We start from the raw sequence: 17,473 nt of genomic DNA on the forward strand, positions 1-17,473 counted from the left end.
CGTGGGGCTTCTGATCCTCATGCTGCTCGTTATCATGTTTTTCTCGTTGAAAGTCCCTGGAATGGCGACGGAGCGGGAATTAAGCTATCCGGAGTTCATGGTATATCTGGAAAATAAGACCGTAGAGAGCGCACAGATCCGCCCGAACCGCGAGGTGCCGACCGGTGAGGTTGTTTTTGAGACAACCTCCGGCGACCGGGAGGAATTCAATGTGCTGGATGTGAAGGAAGTAGAGATGGCGCTGCGCAAGGCGGGGGTTCCGTACACGACCACCAGCGTCCGCCAGGATAGCTATTTTATGACGGTGATCTTGCCGATCGCTTTGTCCGCAGGCGTCCTGATCTTCCTGTTTATGTTTATCAATTCCCGTTCCGGCGGCGGGGCAAATGCCAAGATGATGAATTTTGGACGCAGCCGTGCCCGGATGGTATCGACCAGCAAGGTCAACTTTACCAAAGTTGCCGGTCTGGAAGAGGAGAAAGAGGAACTGGAGGAGATCGTAGATTTCCTGAAAAATCCGCAGAAATACACCGGCGTCGGGGCGCGCATCCCGAAGGGCGTGATCTTAGTCGGACCTCCAGGAACTGGTAAAACCCTGCTTGCCAAAGCAGTGGCGGGTGAGGCAGGCGTTCCGTTCTTCTCGATTTCCGGTTCGGATTTTGTTGAAATGTTCGTCGGTGTCGGCGCATCCCGTGTCCGCGACTTGTTTGAGGAAGCCAAGAAAAATGCCCCGTGTATTGTCTTTATCGATGAGATCGATGCGGTTGCCAGACAGCGTGGTACCGGCATGGGCGGCGGTCACGACGAGCGAGAGCAGACGCTCAACCAGCTCCTGGTTGAGATGGATGGTTTCGGAGTCAATGAGGGCATCATCGTCATGGCGGCGACGAACCGCGTGGATATTCTCGACCCGGCGATTCTGCGGCCGGGCAGATTTGACCGAAAGGTGGCAGTCGGACGACCGGACGTCAAGGGACGCGAGGAGATTCTCGGCGTTCATACGAAGGAAAAACCACTGGGCGAGGATGTGGATTTACACCGCATCGCGCAGACAACCGCTGGATTTACCGGAGCCGATCTGGAAAATCTGATGAATGAGGCGGCGATCAATACCGCAAAAGAGGGACGTAAGTTCCTGACCCAGACGGATATTGAGAAAGCCTTTATTAAAGTGGGAATCGGTGCTGAGAAGCGCAGCAAGGTGATTTCCGAGAAAGATAAGAAGATTACCGCATACCATGAGGCGGGTCATGCGATTCTGTTCCATGTCCTCCCGGATGTGGGACCGGTTCACACCGTTTCGATCATTCCGACCGGTGTCGGTGCGGCAGGCTATACGATGCCGCTTCCGGAGCAGGATGAGCTTCATATGACGAAGGGCAGAATGCTTCAAAATATCATGGTTTCGCTGGGCGGACGAATCGCCGAGGAGATTATCTTTGACGACATCACGACCGGCGCCTCCCAGGATATCAAGCAGGCGACCTCGATGGCGCGCGCGATGGTAACCGAGTACGGTATGTCAGAAAAACTGGGCATGATCAACTACGGTGGAGACAACAACGAGGTCTTTATTGGCCGCGACCTGGCGCATACGAGAACCTACAGCGAGGAAGTGGCGAGCGAGATCGACAGCGAGGTAAAACGCATCATCGACGAATGCTATGCCAAGGCAAAACAGATCATTCTCGATCACGAGGATGTCCTTCATTCCTGCTGTGCCCTGCTGATGGAGAAAGAGAAGATCGGTCAGGCTGAGTTTGAAGCGCTGTTCCAGGATGGAGAAAAGCCGTCAGGGGAAGCTGAAACTCCGGTGACAGAAGCATAAAAAGTTGAAAGCATGAGACAGGTCTGCAAATAAGCCTGAAAAAAGGTGCCAGTCAGCTGCCAGAATGTGCGGGAGACATCCCGGACAGCCATCGGATAGATGGAAATGGCAGTGGTGGCACCTTCTTTTATGCAAATTTCAGGCGGATTTTGCTGGACATTTCGGGAGAGAGTGTTGATTTGCACAAAAAAGAAATCGAAATAAAACGATGTTTGTGCACACTTATTTCCGCTCCTATGCTATTATAATAGACGTAACCCCCCCCAATACATTATATAGTTTTTGCTACACCCCATAAAACGAAATACCTTCTCCTAAAAAGGTCAGCTACCCCGCTGACCTTTTTTATTTCATAGGAAATTACGTCCTATGAAACAAAAAACGCTCCGCGAGGATGCACACTCGCGCGAAGCAGAAACATGTCGCAAGCGACCGCGCGAGACGCCCGAATGTGCCAAGGCACATTCTTTTTTATTACCTAAAATTAGGGGTGTGAAAATAACTTGTGTAATTTGGGGAAATCCTGTAAAATATGGGCAGAAAATAACATGATTGTGAAAGCGGTGAAACCGCTGGAAAGGGAAACAGATGGAGCAGATCAATCGCGACGCGCTATTTTGCGACGAGACAGAGGATTACCGTTGTCCTTCGGAGGCAGATGCGGGTGAAGTCGTTACATTTTATTTCAGAACAGAGAAAAATGGAGCAGATGCGGTTGTACTGCTGGAATATGACCCGGAGACCGGGGCGCTTTTGCAGGAGTGGCAGATGAAACGGCTTTCGTGGGAGTGCTGTGCTGGCAGCGTTGGGAACGGTGCAGATACAAATCGAGGCATAGATGGTAGCGGTATGGCTGACAAGTCAGACCCCCGTTTTGATTATTACAGCTGTGCGCTGACTCTGGGAACGAAAACATTTTCGTATGTATTTCAGGTGACCTGGGGCGAGAACGTCTGTCTTTACAACCGGATCGGGTTGACAGAGGATGCGGCGGCGCACCCGTTCCGCCTGATTCCGGGATTTCATGTGCCGGAGTGGAGCAAGGGCGCGCTGATGTATCAGATCTATGTGGATCGGTTCTGCAACGGCGATCCTACAAACGATACGGAAACCAATGAATATATTTATCTGAAAAAGCCGGTCACCCGGGTGACGGACTGGAAGGAACCGATCAGTACACTCGATGTGGGACGGTTTTACGGCGGTGATCTGCAGGGTGTTTTAGATAAACTTGATTATTTAAAGAGTCTCAAGATAGAAGCAATCTACTTAAATCCGGTATTTGTATCACCGTCGAACCATAAGTATGACTGTCAGGACTACGACCATATCGATCCGCATTATGGAGTGATTCTGGAGGACGCAGACGGGCTGGTGTGCCCGGAAGATACGGACAATGACCGCGCACATAAATATATGACGCGGACGGCGGATGAGCAGAACCTGGAGGCGAGCGATGCCTTTTTTGCCCGCCTGATTGAGGAAGCACACAAGCGGGGAATCCGGGTGCTGGTGGACGGTGTGTTCAACCATTGTGGTTCTTTCAATAAATGGCTGGATGCGGAACTTCTGTACCAGCACGCGGGCGGCTATCCGCAGGGGGCATATGTCTCGGAGGACAGCCCGTATCGCTATTTTTTTCAGTTCCACAATGAAAATGCCTGGCCGTTTAATGACAGCTACGACGGCTGGTGGGGACACGCGACGCTTCCGAAGCTCAATTACGAGGAATCGCTGGAATTGTACCAGTACATTCTGGGGATTGCGAAAAAATGGGTGTCGGCGCCGTTTGGAGCAGATGGCTGGCGGCTGGATGTGGCGGCAGATCTGGGGCGGAGTGCCGGGATGAACCATCAGTTCTGGCGTGATTTCCGCGCGGCAGTCAAGGAGGCAAATCCGGAGGCGGTCATGATCGCGGAACATTACGGCAGCCCGTATGACTGGCTGAAGGGCGATCAGTGGGATACGGTCATGAATTATGATGCGTTTATGGAGCCGCTGTCATGGTTTCTGACCGGGATGGAGAAGCACAGTGACGAAGAAAATCCGGCGCTGTTTGGGGATGGATGTGCCTTTTTTGAGGCGATGCGCTACCATATGAGTGAAATGCCGACGGCTTCCGTGCAGTGTGCGATGAACGAGCTGTCCAACCACGATCACTCCCGCTTTATGACGCGGACAAACCGCCGGGTGGGCCGTCTTGCGTCGGCAGGTGCAAAAGCAGCGGAGGAAGGCATCAGCTATGGCATTTTCCGCCAGGGTGTTGTCATACAGATGACCTGGCCGGGCGCGCCGACGATCTATTACGGTGACGAAGCGGGCGTCTGTGGATGGACCGATCCGGACAGCCGACGGACGTACCCGTGGGGCGGGGAAAACCTGGAGCTGATCGAGTTCCACCGCTACATGAGCGGCATCCGGAAACGCTGTCCGGCATTTAGAAATGGTTCTCTGAAAGCGCTGGCGGCGGGAGATGGCTATATTGCCTATGGACGTTTTCAGAGTGCTCAGAGAGCTGGCGGCGCGTGCTGCGGCGTGACGGCGGTCAATACAGGTGATGACTGGCTGACGCTCAAGATTCCGGTCTGGCAGATCGGGGTGCGCGACGGGGCGGTCCTGCGCCGGGAAATGATGACCTATGAGGACGGTTACAACGCCGGACAGGTTGAACATGAGATAAAGGACGGCTATATCGAGGTGAAAATCCCACCGGTCGGAAGTATCGTTTTGACGGGAAATGATACGGCATTGTAGGAAATGTGGCTTCGACAAGATATATGATTTCTGGCAGTTGAGCGAGAAGAATCAAAAGCAGGAAAAAATGGAAATAAAAATATTAAATAAAATATATAAAAACACTTGCTTTTTTGAGACAGCCATGTTATAATCTTCAACTGTCAGAGCAATTTTGGATGGGTTCCCGAGTGGCCAAAGGGGGCAGACTGTAAATCTGTTGCGTCTCGCTTCGGTGGTTCGAATCCACCTCCATCCATTTGGCTTTGTGCCAGTCATGAGTAATCATGATGCCGGCGTGGCGGAACTGGCAGACGCACAGGACTTAAAATCCTGCGAGGGTTAAACTTCGTACCGGTTCGATTCCGGTCGCCGGCAGTATCGGGAACAGTTTTTAACTGTTCCCGATTTTGCGTTATACGGACGTATTTGCAGCGTTGGTTTATATCGGGATATAGAAATCCTGTCATAAACCGGCGCTTCTTTTGCATATAATACAAAGCAAAGGAGTGAAAACATGTCTGCATATCATCGGTTAATATCATATATCTATGCATACGAGGGCGGAATCAAAGGGAAAAATACGGGATTTGCGAAATTGGAGACGCGGGGAACTTCCTGCCGGATTCAGGTCAGCGTCCGCCGTGTCTTTGCGGGCGGCAGCCCGATCGGCGTATACCTTCTGGCAGGGCAGGAGGAGATCCGTATCGGCACCCTGTTTGTCCGTGGCGGAAATGGGGAGTTCCGTGCCGTCGTCAATTGTGAAAATATTGAAGGAAGCGGCTGCAATATGGAAGAGTGCTGTGGTCTGACTCTTCATGAGACGGACAGCGCATGGCGTGCCTATACGACGATCTGGGAAGATGCCGTCGCGCATGCGGCAGAGGTTGAGCTGGCGGATGTGACTGCTGAGAAAGTGCGGGAGCAGGAAGCGGAGAAGGAAGAGGCAACGCGGAAACTGGCAGAGAATGTATCTGGGGAAGTGAACAGCGCGTCTGTAGGGAAAGAAAAATTGGATGAGGCGTCAGAACTTACCCGGTCGGGAGAAATGGAGAGTCAGGACACATCCACGGAGACAGAGAAGAAAGAAGCTGTGAATATAAACGAAACGGACTTCGGAATCAGCCAGCCCCAGCCAGAAAAGCTGGAGGATTCAAACCTGGAGATTTTCGAGGACACGGAAACCATGGAAGCGGTTCCAGATATCTCAGAAACATCCGATCATCAAGAGGCAGAAGTTGTTCAGGAAACGCAAACGGAAACACCGCAAGAAAGTTTTCAGGAATCCACTCAAGAAGTGCAAACGGAGACACCGCAGGAAAGTTCTCAGGAATCCTTTCAGGAAGCGCAGACAGAGGCGCGACGGAAAGATTCTCAAGAATCCACCTGGGAAGTCCGGAAAGAAATGCCTCCAGATTCTCCACCAGACCATCAAGAGGCATTTCGGTCGGACTCTCAAAATCAAAAACAACCGCAACCAGATTCATCCAAGGAATTTTCGAAAGAAGATCCCGCCGAGTCCCTCTGGAACCGTCTGCGTGCTGCCTATCCCAAAGTAACCGCCTTCGAATGCGCCGACGGCTGCGAGATTCTGGTAATCAAACCGCAGGATATCGGGCTTCTGCCGCGGGAAAACTGGGTGTATGGAAATAACAGCTTTCTTCTGCACGGTTACTACAACTACCGATATCTGATTCTGGCGAGACTGGGGAAACCCGGCGAACGGGGGCGCTACATTCTGGGCGTGCCGGGACATTATGGAAACAATGAAAAATATATGGCGGCGATGTTCGGCTTTGACCGCTTTGTCCGTTCCACCCGCCAGCCGCCGCGCGACAGCCGGTTCGGGTATTGGTATACGGATTTGAATTTTACATAAAAGCCGGTCGCTCCTTTTACAGAACTCTTGACAGAGGATAGCTTTTCTGAGTAGGATGGATATAGGTCAAATGCTTTCAGGTGTTTGGTTGGCAGCGGAGCAAACTTGCCGGGAAACTGAGATAAGGATGTCTGTTGTTGGAAGCGGATAAATTTGAATGGAGGAAAAGATAGAAATATATAAAACAAGAAAGAGGAAAAAACAGTGGCAGCAAAATTGACACGGGAAGAGAAATATATGAAAGCGGCGATCCGCGAGGCGAAGAAAGCCTGGGCGCTCGGAGAAGTGCCGATCGGCTGCGTGATCGTGTATGAGGACAAAATCATCGGCAGGGGTTACAACCGTCGGATGGTCGATCATAGCGCGCTGGCACATGCGGAGATCGCGGCAATCAAAAAAGCGTGCAAGCGCATGGGCGACTGGCGCCTGGAAGAATGCGAGCTGTACGTGACGCTGGAACCGTGCCCGATGTGCGCAGGGGCGATCGTGCAGGCGCGGATTCCAAAAGTTTACATCGGTTCCATGAACCCGAAAGCCGGCTGCGCCGGTTCGGTACTGAATCTTCTGGATGAAAAAGGATTCAATCATCAGGTGGAGACAGAAGAAGGACTTTTGGGCGAGGAATGTTCGATGATGTTGAAAGAATTTTTCAAAGAATTGCGTGAAAAGAGAAAAAAGAAGAAAGAAGAAAAAGCTGGTGAATGATTTCCACCAGCTTTTTGCATTCCATATTTCCCATTCAAACCGAAAAATACAGTCCTTATTTGATTACGTGGATCCAGCCCTCCGGAGCTTTGATGTGACCCATCTGGATGCCGGTCAGTGTCTCGTAGAGTTTCTGGGTAACCGGACCCATCTTCTCCATACCTGCCGGGAAGCAGATTTCCTTGCCGTGGTCAACGATCTTGCCAACCGGAGAGATAACAGCTGCGGTACCGCACAGGCCGCACTCTGCGAAATCTTTTACTTCGTCTAAGTATACTTCACGCTCTTCGGTCTCCATGCCAAGGTAATCTCTTGCAACCTGCAGGATGGAACGGCGTGTGATAGACGGAAGGATGCTGTTGGACTTCGGAGTTACCAGCTTGCCGTCTTTGGTGATAAAGATAACGTTTGCGCCGCCGGTCTCCTCGATCTTGGTACGTGTCTGCGGATCCAGGTAGATGTTCTCATCGAAACCGTTCTTATGAGCATCGACGATCGCATGCAGGCTCATCGCGTAGTTTAATCCGGCTTTGATGTGACCGGTTCCGTGAGGTGCTGCACGGTCGAAATCGCTGACGCGGATGGTGATCGGTTTAGCGCCGCCCTTGAAGTACGGGCCAACCGGTGTACAGAATACGCGGAACTGATAGATGTTTGCCGGTTTAACGCCGATGATGGAATCATAACCGAACATATACGGGCGGATGTACAGGGTTGCACCGGAACCATACGGCGGTACGAATGCTGCGTTGGCTTCTACTACTTTTGTGATGGCGTCTACGAAGCGCTCCTTTGGGAATGGCGGCATTTCAAGACCTTTTGCGGAATTCTCCATACGCTCGCCGTTTAAGTCAGGACGGAACGTAACGATATGGCCGTCCTCGGTCGTATACGCTTTCAGACCTTCGAAGCAAGTCTGTGCATACTGCAGAACACAGGCGCATTCATTCAAGGTAATATTCGGGTCGGAGGTAAGGACGCCTTCGTCCCAGGAACCATTCTGGTACATGGAAACATAGCGGTAATCCGTTGGCATATAGCCGAAACCGATGTTGCTCCAGTCGATATTTTTCTTCTCCATAATCGTTGCTCCAATCTTACAGAATTTTATGATTTAGTAACTGTTTGACTTTTTGCAGTCGCTAGATTTATACCTATTATAATGATTTCTTTCTTCTGTTGCAAGATTCTGGGATAAAAAATGATAAAAAAACAATAAAATGTATTCTTGTGTATTTTTATACAATGCTTGTTAGTCAAGCTCCGGCTTGACAAAACGGCGGCTGCCATGTATACTAAACAGGCTGACGGTCTGCAGGTCATTCCGTCATATAAGATCAAGTCATAAAGTTTCCGCACAGCCGGGGAGTTAGCGGTGCCCTGTACCTGCAATCCGCTATAGCAGGGGTGTTGTCCGACCGAGGGCGTTTTTACTGTGGGGCTGCCCCTGAAAAGTGGCGTTGAAGTCTGGGTCTTGCGCAACAGAAATCTGTGAACCGTGTCAGGGCAGGAATGCAGCAGCACTAAGCAGAAGCTTCTGTGTGCCGCAAGGCAGCCTGGACCGAGTTAACTGTCAGGGTAACGTCCATGGCATACGTTCGAAGCCGGGCGTGCGGATTTTTTTATTTCATAGGAAATTGCTTCCTATGAATAAAAAATAGAAAATAATAGATACAGAAACAAGCATTTTTGCAGGTGTGTGAATATAGCCGGGATATGTGGAATTTGATTTGCCAGGGGGTAGGAATACCGTGCCGGGGCAGATTAAAAGCGCGTATCCCGGTATTTTTATGTCTATGATATTTGTAAGGAATTTTTTCTTGCCCGCGGGATATGATTGTATTATAATTACAAAATGGGTGTAGTTTATCCTGATATGGGGGTTGTTGGAAACTTAGAATAAGGGTAACTGTGAAGGTACTGGACGGTTATGAAGAAAGGGAAAGCGCTCATGAGAAGAATCGGTATGTTAACCAGCGGCGGCGACTGCCAGAGCTTAAATGCGACGATGCGAGGCGTGGCAAAATCGCTGTACAAAATGTTTGATGACATAGAGATAGTTGGATTTGAAGACGGCTATAAAGGTCTTATGTATGCAGACTACCGGATTATGAAACAGTCGGATTTTTCCGGGATTCTGACACGCGGAGGTACGATTCTGGGAACTTCCAGACAGCCTTTCAAGCTGATGCGGATGCCGGACGAGAACGGTCTGGATAAAGTGGAAGCGATGAAACACACCTATTACAAGCTGAAACTGGAATGCCTCGTCATTTTAGGCGGCAACGGCAGCCAGAAGACGGCAAATCTGCTGCGGGAGGAAGGACTCAATATCGTTTCTCTTCCGAAGACCATAGACAACGATCTCTGGGGCAGCGATCTTACGTTTGGATTCCATAGTGCGGTTGATGTAGCGACCAATGCCATCGACTGTATTCATACGACGGCGGCGTCTCATGGCAGAGTCTTCATCGTGGAGATCATGGGCCACAAGGTGGGATGGCTGGCGCTCTATGCAGGCATCGCGGGCGGAGCTGACATCATTCTCCTGCCGGAGATCCCGTATGATATTGATGTGGTGGTAAATGCGATCCGCAGCCGTACTAAAAATGGCAAGAATTTCACGATTCTGGCGGTCGCAGAGGGCGCGATTTCCAAGGAAAATGCAGCCCTGACCAAGAAAGAATTAAAAGAAAAGAAGAAAAATGGACCGGTTTATCCGTCGGTCGCTTACGAGCTGGGCGCCCAGATTTCCGAGCGGACGGGGCAGGAGATCCGTGTGACGGTTCCGGGGCATATGCAGCGCGGAGGCGAGCCATGTCCGTATGACCGCGTGATTGCGACGCGCCTCGGCGCGGAGGCAGCAGAGATGATCCGCCGCAAAGAATACGGCTATATGGTCGCTTTAAACAACAATAAGATTGAAAAAATTCCGCTCGCGGACATTGCCGGTAAATTAAAGATGGTCGATCCGAAGAGCGATATTATCCGGGAAGCTAAGGATGTAGGCATCAGCTTCGGCGACGAATAGTAAGGAAGTAGTAGTTTATGTCATATACAGCACTGTACAGAAAATGGCGTCCGACGTCCTTTGAAGAGGTTCGGGGTCAGGACCATATCGTAAAGACCCTGAAAAATCAGATCAACTCCGGGCGGATCGGGCACGCGTACCTCTTCTGCGGGACGCGCGGAACCGGTAAGACGAGTATTGCCAAGATCTTTGCACGGGCAGTCAACTGTGAACATCCGGTGGACGGCAGCCCCTGCGGCGAGTGCAGTATGTGCCGCCAGATTGCGGAAGGAGCTTCCCTCAATGTGGTGGAGATCGATGCGGCATCCAACAATGGTGTGGAAAATATCCGCGATATCCGGGAGCAGGTGCAGTACCCGCCGACGGACGGGCGCTACCGCGTCTACATCATTGACGAGGTTCATATGCTTTCGATTGGCGCGTTCAATGCGCTCTTAAAGACGCTGGAAGAACCGCCGTCCTACGTTATATTTATCCTGGCGACGACGGAGGTCCACAAGATCCCGATCACGATCCTGTCCCGGTGCCAGAGATATGATTTTAAGCGGATCTCGATCGATACCATCGCGGGACGGCTGGCGGAGCTGACGCAGGCGGAGCAGATCGATGTAGACGATCGGGCACTTAGGTATGTGGCACGTGCGGCGGATGGCTCGATGCGAGATGCGTTAAGTCTTCTCGATCAGTGCGTGGCATTCCATTTCGGGGAAAAGCTGACGTATGACAATGTGCTCGAGGTGTTGGGCGCGGTCGATAACCGCGTGTTCAGCAAGCTGTTTCAGGCGGTGCTTGCAAGTGATACGAAGGCGTGCATCCGTGAGATTGAGGAAATGATCATCCAGGGGCGCGATCTTTCGCAGCTTGTCAACGATTTCGTCTGGTATATGCGAAATCTCCTGATTGCCAAGACGACCGACGAACCGGGCGATATGCTCGATATGTCGGAGGAAAATCTGGCAGTTTTAAAGGAAGAGGCGGCAGGCGTTGATACGGAAACGCTGATGCGTTACATCCGTATTTTCTCGGAACTTTCCGGGCAGCTGCGCTACGCGTCACAGAAGCGGATTCTGGTGGAGATTGCCTTTATCAAGCTGACGACGCCGTCGATGGAACAGAATCTTGATTCCATTTTACAGCGGATTACGCTATTAGAGCAGAAAATGCAGGAAATGCCGGACAATCTACAGAAACTGGCGTCCCTTGCATCGGCAGCAGGGCAGGCGGTATCCTCCAAAACGGCTGTGGTGGAAACGCCGCCTGAGCCGAAGAAGGTATCCCTTCCACCGGCACAGTACGAAGATCTGATGCTGATGCGGAAAGAATGGGGACGGATTGCGTCCCTGAGCCAGCTTGTGGGTTCGATTAGACTCAGTCTTCCCAAGACAAGTGTAGAACCGGCGGGCGAAGGCTGCCTTTGCATTGTGTGTACAGATGAAAATACGTTTGGAATTATCAATCGGGAGCCTGAGCTTAAAAATTTGCAGGAAGTAGTGCAAGAAAAATACAAAAAGACTCTGCAATTTAAAGTCCGTTTAGAATCATCTGCTGTGCCGCAAAGAACGGTTTATGTCAGTGATGAGGATTTAAAGAACGCAATCCATACCGATGTGATTGTCGAAGAGGATGATTCCGTGTAGTGGAGCTTGCCAAAGATGAGCCTTGTTTTGTAATGCAAGAAGCTGTGATTAAATGCAGATAAATGATATTAGTGGGTTTATATGATATATAGAACCGGCTGCAATCGGCAGCCAGTCTGAATATAAATAAAAAGAAGTGAAAGAGAGGAATGACACCATGGCAAAACGTGGCGGTTTCCCAGGCGGTATGCCGGGCAATATGAACAATTTAATGAAGCAGGCGCAGAGAATGCAGCGCCAGATGGAAGAGAAGCAGAAAGAGCTGGAGGAGAAGCAGTACAGCGCATCCGCAGGCGGCGGCGCTGTAACCGTGACCGTATCTGGTAAAAAAGAGGTTCTTTCGGTGAAACTGTCTGAGGAAGTAGTGGATCCGGATGATATCGAGATGTTAGAGGATCTGATTGTGGCGGCGACCAACGAGGCATTCCGTCAGGCGGAAGAGGACAGCAGCCAGATGATGTCCCAGTTGACCGGTGGCCTTGGCGGTCTGGGAGGCGGATTCCCGTTTTAAGTGATGGATTATTACAGCAGCCAGATTAGCAAGCTAATCGAAGAATTGTCAAAACTTCCCGGAATCGGAAGTAAATCGGCGCAGCGTCTTGCATTTCATATCATCAATATGCCGGAAGAACAGGTCAGGCACTTGTCCGGCGCGATTCTGGAAGCCAAGCAGAATGTGCGTTACTGCAAGGAGTGCTGCACATTGACTGATAAGGAACTGTGCCCGATCTGCAGCAGCGACCGGCGAGATCATGAGACGATCATGGTGGTGGAAAATACGCGCGATCTGGCGGCATATGAAAAGACAGGAAAATACAACGGGGTCTATCATGTGCTGCATGGGGCGATCTCCCCGATGCTGGGGATCGGGCCGGGCGACATCCGGCTCAAGGAGCTGATGACTCGCCTGCAGAAAGAGGAGGTTCGTGAGGTCATTATCGCAACCAACTCAAGCCTGGAGGGCGAGACGACCGCGATGTATTTGAGCAAGCTGATTAAGCCGACAGGGATCCGGGTGACGCGAATCGCCAGCGGCGTTCCGGTCGGGGGCGACTTGGAATATATTGATGAGGTAACGCTTCTGCGCGCGCTGGATGGGCGTACAGAGCTGTAGCCGGTGAGCAAATAAAACGTTACTGGGCACGTATGCGTGAACAGTAACAATAAAACTTCTGCCGCGGCAGGAAGTTAGGAGATGCATAAGATGGATAAATACGAGTTTAACATCAAGGTAGAGCAGATTAAGAAACTGGTTAACAAGGGAGATTTCGAGACGGCGATGAAGATCGCCGATACCATCGACTGGCGTCGTGTACGCAGCACCAGCCTGCTTACGATGATTTCCCAGATTTATGAGAAAAATGCAGAGTATCAGGATGCCAAGGATATTTTATTGCTGGCATATGAGAGAGCGCCGCTTGGAAAGGGGCTTTTATATAAGCTGACCGACCTTGCACTGCGTGAAAATAATATTCAGGAGGCAGAGGCATATTACCGGGAGTTCTGTGAGCTGTCCGGCGATGACCCGCGCCAGTACCTGCTTCGTTTCCTGATTCTGGAGGCGAAGGATGCGCCGTTAGAGCAGCAGATCAATTCTCTGGAGAGATATTGTCAGGAAGAGCTGGATGAGAAATGGCTGTACCACCTGGCAGAGCTTTATCATCAGGCGAACCAGGCGGACGACTGTGTGCGGATCTGCGACAAGATCATGCTGATGTTCGGTCTTGGCAAATATGTGGACAAGGCAATGGAACTGAAACTTCAGTATGCGCCGCTGACGAAATATCAGATGGATCTGGTGGAAAACCGCGAGAAGTACGAAGAGAAGCTGCGTGCGGTGGAAGAAGAGTACAAGAACGGTACATACCGCAAGCCGGAGCCGGAAGGAGAGTATCTGGATACGGATGAGCCGGAGGCAGAGCTGGACGACGAACCGGAGAATGAGCCGGAGGGACAGTCAGAGCAGGCAGAGCCAGAAGAGAAGGCTGGAAAACCGAAAGCCGAGACAAAACCGGCGGACGAGAAAGTAGAAAAGACTGCGCTGGACGAGGATGTAGTAGCAAGCCTTCATGAAGCACAGGCGGAAGAAGCGCTGGCAAAAGAAGTGTCCAAGATCAAGCCTTACGATGAGGAAGAGGGCGCATCCGAAGGGGAGACACGTGTTTTCAGGAATCTCCGCGACCTGGAACCGGCAGAGGCAGAGGAAAAGGGCGAGGAAGCTCCGATTCATGAATTTGAAGAGGAAGAGGAAACCATAGTGGAAGACTGGGATTTCGAACCGGAAGAGGAAGAAGAGGAGATCAAGGAATCAAATCATCTGATGATCGAGGCGGAAGATCCGGCAGCCGGTCTTGCGATGGCACTTGATTCCCTGAAAAAGATTCACCGCGAGCTGGGAACCAAGCATCCGGTTGCCAAGATCAGCGGTGCAAACCTTTCCCATCGCGGCATCGCATCGGTGGCGGAGCGCCTGGCAGGCAAGGATCTGGTGGTCGAGCATGCAGCTGATCTGGACGATTTGACGGTGGAAGAGCTGGAAGAACTGATGACACAGGATGAAACCGGCATGGTCGTTGTTCTGATTGATACGCAGGCACGTTTGGAGCAGATGCACCGCGCATATCCGGCATTAGCAGAGCGTTTCCAGTATATCGGCTGTGAAAACCAGAAAGACGATGCAGCGAAGCTGGCACAGGCGCGCGAGGAAGAGCTGAAACGCCAGCAGGCGCAGCAGGAAGCAGAAGCAGCCAGAAAACGTCAGGCAGAGCGTGAAGCGGAGATCCGCCGTCAGGCAGAAAAAGAGGCAGAGGAAAAACGCAGACAGCAGGAAGCAGCAGCCCGCCGTGAGGAAGAAGAGCGCGCCAAGGAAGAAGCACAGGCACTGGCAGCCAAAGAGGCAGAAGAAGCGCGTAAAGCGGAGGAAGATCGCCGTCTGGCAGAGCAGCAGAGAGAAGAACTGCGCCGTCAGGAAGAGGCAAGACGCGATGACGAGCCGGAGTATGAAGACGAAGAAGATCACTACGAGAAGGACGAGTATGAGCCGGAGGATGATTATGCGCGTGGCGGCTATCGTGATGATTATAAGGACGATTACAAAGACAGCTATAAAGACGAACGCGAAGACGACGAGTATTCCAATTATCCAGAGGATGAGCCGGAAGAGAAACCGTCCAAAAAGTCCGGCGATATGGATGTTGAGGAGTTTGTTCAGTATGCCTGCAAATATGCATCGGAGATCGACTGCAGTATTTCGGGAAAGAGCATGCTGGCTCTGTACGAGCGCGCTGAGATGATGGAGGAGGATGGAGAACCGCTTACCAAGACAAGTGCCGAAGATTTGATCGAGGAAGCTGCAGATAAGGCGGAGAAGAAATCCTTCAGCGGACTGTTCTCATCGAAATATGATAAGGATGGACTTCTGATTCTGAAAGAGAAACATTTCTTTGATTAATTAAAACAATTCGAGAAATTTTAAAATTAAAACTAATTAGTAAAAGAGAGCGCTGCGGGGGAATGCTTCCCGGCAGCGTTTTCTGGTAGTGGACAGTAAAAAGAGATACGGGAGAGAAAGATGGGAACACGGTTAATAGCCCTCGATTTAGATGGGACACTGTTAAATGAAAAAATGCACGTGTCGGAAAAAACAAGACAGGTGATGGAACTGTGCGCGCAGCGGGGAATTGAGATTGTCCCGGCGACCGGGCGCGCGCTCCCGGCAGTGCCAGAGGAGGTTTTGAGCCTGCCGGGCGTCCACTATGGCATATTTACAAATGGGGCGGTCGTCCGGGATTTCGGGAAAAATACCTGGGTGTCGGAAAGCTGCCTGAGCTGGGAAGAGACGATCCGGGTGATTGAGGTGCTGCGCCGGCATCCGGTTATTTACGATATGTATGTATCGGAGGGCGGCGTCAGCGAGACGCGATTGCTGGCACAGCTGGAAGAATACGGGATACCGGAACGTGAATGCGCCTATATCCGGGCGACGCGCCGGGCAGTTACTGACATGGTGGAGTATCTGCGGGAGAAAAAATGCCCGGTGCAGAAGATGAATTTAAATTTTAAGGACCGGGAGAGCAAGCAGGCAGTCCGGGCAAAGCTGGAAGCGATGCCGGAGGTTCTGGTGACCTCCTCGCTTCCGTGGAATCTGGAACTCAACGCGGCGGGCATCACAAAGGGGAGCGGGCTGCGGAATCTCTGTCAGTATCTGGGAATTGAAGCGGAGGAGACGATGGCATTTGGAGACGGCGAAAACGACTGGCCCATGCTGGAGGCAGCAGGAATCGGCGTGGCGATGGAAAATGGCGCCCCATTTTTAAAGGAACGCGCAGACCGGATTGCCGCTTCGAACCGGGAAGAGGGCGTAGCGGAGGCGATCAGACAATGGGTGCTTATATAAAAGAAAACTGGCTGTTCGTGGTGGTGGCAGTCTATCTGGTTTCCATGGTACTGTACGGGCATTACCGCGGATTTGTCCGCCTGGCAGTCTCGGCCGTTTCCCTGGTGCTGTCGTTGGGGGTGGTTCATTTTGGTGCGCCGTCTGTCGCGAATCTGCTTCGCAGCAATGAGGTGGTCTATCAGGCGGTGGAGGACAGCGTGACGAAATTTATCCAAAAGGACGATGAGGCGGAAAATGAGGCAGCTGACGCGGCGCCGCCATCCGTACAGCGCAGTATTATTGAAGAAATGGAGCTTCCGGAACAGTTAAAGGATGCGCTTCTGGAGAATAATAACAGCGAAGTTTACGAGGCGCTGGGTGTAAGCAGCTTTACCCACTACGTCAGCCGTTATCTGGCAAACAGCCTGATCAATATTATAAGTTTTTTTCTGCTGTTTGCAGCCGTGTTCGGCGGACTGCGTGTTCTGTCCGTATCGCTCAATGTGGTCTCCCGGCTGCCGATCATATCGGGGCTGAACCGTCTGGCAGGTGCCGTGCTGGGGGGCGCGGAAGGGATCTTTTTCGTCTGGATTGCAGCACTGCTTATTACACTGTTCTCGGCAACGGCGATTGGTGAACTTTTCCTGAACCAGATAGAAAGCAATATCTGGCTGACCTGGCTGTATGACCACAATATGCTTGGAAGCATCCTGATGGGTGTTGTGAAACGGATTATTTAAAAGCGTATAGAGAAAAACTGTGATATTGAAAAACGGCACACCGCATTCTCGCTACTTAGTGATGAGTTAGGTGTGCCAAATTTTTTATTTCAGTCGAGAAGACACCCACCTCTTTAGGTGGCGAGTAATAGCAAATTTGTCTCAGTGGGAGTTGGGTCTTCGGCTGAGATAAACGCTTCGCGAGGATGCGCAATGATTCTGCATGGAATATGTCAGCGAAAAAACAAGTGAAAATCCCTTGACAAGTTAATGCTGAAATGGTAAACTCTAACTCTAACGTGTTTTGACGTTGGTCTGCATATGCAGGGAAAATCGAATATCACAGGTTTTCTTATTTGCGAAAATGTTTTGAAAATTAAGAAAAAATAGTTGACAACGACAACTGCCTATGATATGATATTCAAGCTGTTGAGCGAAAGCTCAGTTGCGAAAAATAAAATAAAAAAGTTGTTGACAAAGATAACCGCTTGTGGTAATATAAATGAGCTGTCAATGAGACAACAACAAAGAACCTTGAAAACTGAACAGTATGTAAAACCCTGAAA

Annotated in this window: 12 protein-coding genes, 2 tRNA genes and 1 other RNA gene; 14 read left to right on the forward strand and 1 reads right to left on the reverse strand. The window is 51.0% G+C overall.

What is annotated here, in order from left to right; all coding sequences use genetic code 11:
- Window positions 1–19 precede the first annotated feature (19 nt).
- From ftsH to tadA, 6 genes are all read left to right on the forward strand, one after another.
- Window positions 20–1,828 (forward strand): ATP-dependent zinc metalloprotease FtsH, encoded by a 1,809-nt coding sequence (gene ftsH, locus DW720_RS13880; RefSeq protein WP_333490970.1) that lies wholly within the window; start codon window positions 20–22, stop codon window positions 1,826–1,828.
- A 588-nt stretch (window positions 1,829–2,416) separates the two neighbouring features.
- Window positions 2,417–4,582 carry a glycoside hydrolase family 13 protein gene (locus DW720_RS13885; protein WP_118743124.1) on the forward strand — a complete coding sequence of 722 codons (2,166 nt, stop codon included), beginning with the start codon at window positions 2,417–2,419 and terminating at the stop codon, window positions 4,580–4,582.
- Between the two features lie 156 nt (window positions 4,583–4,738).
- Window positions 4,739–4,820: transfer RNA gene (locus DW720_RS13890), tRNA-Tyr, on the forward strand.
- 33 nt (window positions 4,821–4,853) lie between these two features.
- Window positions 4,854–4,939 (forward strand) — tRNA-Leu (locus DW720_RS13895).
- Between the two features lie 139 nt (window positions 4,940–5,078).
- Window positions 5,079–6,440: a DUF6128 domain-containing protein gene (locus DW720_RS13900; protein ID WP_118743125.1), complete on the forward strand. Its 1,362-nt coding sequence runs from the start codon at window positions 5,079–5,081 to the stop codon at window positions 6,438–6,440.
- Between the two features lie 204 nt (window positions 6,441–6,644).
- A complete protein-coding gene (gene tadA, locus DW720_RS13905; RefSeq protein WP_347474755.1) occupies window positions 6,645–7,145 on the forward strand; it encodes a tRNA adenosine(34) deaminase TadA in 501 nt (166 codons plus the stop codon).
- 55 nt (window positions 7,146–7,200) lie between these two features.
- Here tadA and DW720_RS13910 read toward each other — a convergent pair whose 3' ends face one another.
- Complete coding sequence (locus DW720_RS13910; protein ID WP_118293773.1) at window positions 7,201–8,226, reverse strand: branched-chain amino acid aminotransferase; 1,026 nt, start codon at window positions 8,224–8,226, stop codon at window positions 7,201–7,203.
- Window positions 8,227–8,498: 272 nt separating this feature from the next.
- Here DW720_RS13910 and ffs point away from each other — a divergent pair.
- The 8 genes from ffs (at window position 8,499) to DW720_RS13950 (ending at window position 16,928) form a co-directional block, all read left to right on the forward strand.
- An RNA gene (gene ffs, locus DW720_RS13915) (signal recognition particle sRNA large type) lies at window positions 8,499–8,761 on the forward strand.
- 335 nt (window positions 8,762–9,096) lie between these two features.
- Window positions 9,097–10,176, forward strand: coding sequence for an ATP-dependent 6-phosphofructokinase (locus DW720_RS13920; RefSeq protein ID WP_118473071.1), 1,080 nt, complete (start codon window positions 9,097–9,099; stop codon window positions 10,174–10,176).
- Window positions 10,177–10,193: 17 nt separating this feature from the next.
- Window positions 10,194–11,813: a DNA polymerase III subunit gamma/tau gene (dnaX, locus tag DW720_RS13925; protein ID WP_118743126.1), complete on the forward strand. Its 1,620-nt coding sequence runs from the start codon at window positions 10,194–10,196 to the stop codon at window positions 11,811–11,813.
- A gap of 157 nt (window positions 11,814–11,970) precedes the next feature.
- Window positions 11,971–12,324: a YbaB/EbfC family nucleoid-associated protein gene (locus tag DW720_RS13930; protein ID WP_022359050.1), complete on the forward strand. Its 354-nt coding sequence runs from the start codon at window positions 11,971–11,973 to the stop codon at window positions 12,322–12,324.
- 3 nt (window positions 12,325–12,327) lie between these two features.
- Window positions 12,328–12,927, forward strand: coding sequence for a recombination mediator RecR (recR, locus tag DW720_RS13935; RefSeq protein WP_022359051.1), 600 nt, complete (start codon window positions 12,328–12,330; stop codon window positions 12,925–12,927).
- 90 nt (window positions 12,928–13,017) lie between these two features.
- Complete coding sequence (locus DW720_RS13940) at window positions 13,018–15,264, forward strand: hypothetical protein (protein ID WP_118743127.1); 2,247 nt, start codon at window positions 13,018–13,020, stop codon at window positions 15,262–15,264.
- Window positions 15,265–15,384: 120 nt separating this feature from the next.
- Window positions 15,385–16,209 carry a Cof-type HAD-IIB family hydrolase gene (locus tag DW720_RS13945; protein ID WP_118473065.1) on the forward strand — a complete coding sequence of 275 codons (825 nt, stop codon included), beginning with the start codon at window positions 15,385–15,387 and terminating at the stop codon, window positions 16,207–16,209.
- Window positions 16,194–16,928 carry a CvpA family protein gene (locus DW720_RS13950; RefSeq protein WP_107001682.1) on the forward strand — a complete coding sequence of 245 codons (735 nt, stop codon included), beginning with the start codon at window positions 16,194–16,196 and terminating at the stop codon, window positions 16,926–16,928. Before DW720_RS13945 ends, DW720_RS13950 begins: the two co-directional genes overlap by 16 nt.
- Window positions 16,929–17,473 lie beyond the last annotated feature (545 nt).

This window comes from Clostridium sp. AM27-28, assembly GCF_003480955.1.
In the GTDB taxonomy this organism is placed as follows: Bacteria; Bacillota; Clostridia; order Lachnospirales; family Lachnospiraceae; genus Otoolea; species Otoolea fessa.